Genomic DNA, 2,025 nt, shown 5'->3' on the forward strand with positions numbered 1-2,025 from the left:
CGGTAGTTTGACAGTTGCATTTTCATGAATCTTTTTTGCTGGCACGCTTGCACGTGTCAAATTTTATTACTATCTTTGTAGCACCGTGTAGCAATCAACGGCAGGGCGGCATAATATGAAGCTGAAAATAACCAAGACAAAAAAGACTTCCATCCTTTATGTACAGAAGGCATACAGGGACAAGAACGGCAAAAGTACCTCAAGAATCCATGAGCGCCTTGGAACGCTTGAGGAAGTTCGTCAGAGATGCGGAGACAGAGATCCTGTTGAATGGGCCAGGGAATATATCGCCAGGCTTACGGCACAGGAGAAGGAGGGCCGGCAGGTGATAATATCACGTCTGTCGCCCACAAAGCTTATTGAAAAAGGCGAGGCTCAGAGTTGCGAGAGCGGATATCTGTTTCTTAAACGGCTGTACCATAAGGTCGGGATGGACAGGATATGCGAGGCAATCTCACGTAAACATAAGTTCGACTTCGATTTCAACAAAGTTCTGGAGCTGATGGTCTACGAACGGCTTTTGAGACCGGCTTCAAAACTAGGTAATTATCGCAGGAGCGGAAGCTATATCGAGCCTTTTGATATAGAAAAACAGCATATCTACAGGAGTCTGGATATCCTGGACAGACACGGTGAATACATCCAGAAGAGACTTTTCCTTAATTCGTCAAAGGTTGTCGAACGGGATACGACCGTCATGTACTATGACTGCACCAACTATTTTTTCGAGAGAGAATCTGCCGATCCGGACTATGTGACAGACAAAAAAGGGAACGTTCATGAACGTATACGCAAGTACGGAGTCTCCAAGGAACATCGACCGAACCCCATCGTACAGATGGGTATGTTCATCGACAACTCCGGCATGCCGGTTGCGATGTGCATCAATCCCGGCAATGCCAACGAACAGACTACCTTGATTCCAACTGAAAAGATTATAGTTGAGAAGATGGGGGTCAGCAAGATTGTAGTCTGTACAGACGGAGGTCTCTCTTCTGAAGGCAACCGGTCATATAACTCCACAGCAGAAAGATCATTCATAACGGTGCAGTCAATAAAGAAACTGGAGGATAATCTCAGGGACTGGTGTCTGGAACCGACAGGATGGAAACTTGTAAAGTCCGACACGGTACAAAAAGACAAGCGGTACCGGGATGCAGACGAGGATGAACTGGAGTTTGACCTGACTGATGCCGATACTGCCCGTTATTACGGAGACCGCACTTTTTATCGCGAGCGTTGGATTGTCAATGAAAAGACAAAGTTCTCTCAAAGATTGATTGTGACATTTTCATACAAATACCGCGACTACCTCCGATTCCTGCGTCAACGCGAGATTGACAAGGCTGACAGCAATGCACGTGGAAACAGGACATTGACCAAATCTTATAAGAGCCCTGACAGGTTCCTTTCCGAGACCTACGCCACAGAAGACGGCGAGGTTGCGGTATTCAGAACCGTCTCCCTGAATCTTGACGCCATATCAGAAGAAGAAAAATATGACGGCTTCTATGCGATATGTACGGATCTGTCTGACAATGTGACGAAAATCATCGAACTGAACCATAACCGCTGGGAGTCGGAGGATGCCTTCAGGGTCATCAAGACTGACTTCAAGGGTCGACCCGTCTTCGTCTGGACGGCGGAACACATAAGGGCCCACTTCATTGTCTGCTTTATCACACTACTGCTCTTCAGAATAATGGAAAAGGAACTGAACTATAAATACACATCCTCCGCTATAATTGAGAAACTACGGTCAATGACTATGAACATAGTCAAGGGAGAAGGCTACAAGCCTAACTTCACACGGGATGATCTTACCGATGACCTACATGCCAAAGCCGGCTTCAGACTCGACACCGAGATTGTTACTCGTCAGAAAATCAAACAGATTATTGCTAATATTAAAAAAGGTTAAATATAGATAACCCCATTCCAGTGCTACATATATAGACCCTTTTGCACATGGCTTCACGCCAATGTACAAAAGGGTTTGCTCGTTTTTGGACTGTAAAAGATGGG

1 protein-coding gene is annotated in these 2,025 nt (G+C 45.8%); it reads left to right on the forward strand.

All coding sequences use genetic code 11. The features are described from left to right. Positions 1-115: 115 nt before the first annotated feature. The gene (locus tag C5O24_RS12945) at positions 116-1,921 is read left to right on the forward strand and encodes an IS1634 family transposase (RefSeq protein WP_107681949.1); all 1,806 of its coding nucleotides are present in this window, start codon (positions 116-118) and stop codon (positions 1,919-1,921) included. The last annotated feature ends 104 nt before the right edge of the window (positions 1,922-2,025 follow it).

It is taken from the genome of Paramuribaculum intestinale (assembly GCF_003024925.1).
Taxonomy (GTDB): Bacteria; Bacteroidota; Bacteroidia; order Bacteroidales; family Muribaculaceae; genus Paramuribaculum; species Paramuribaculum intestinale.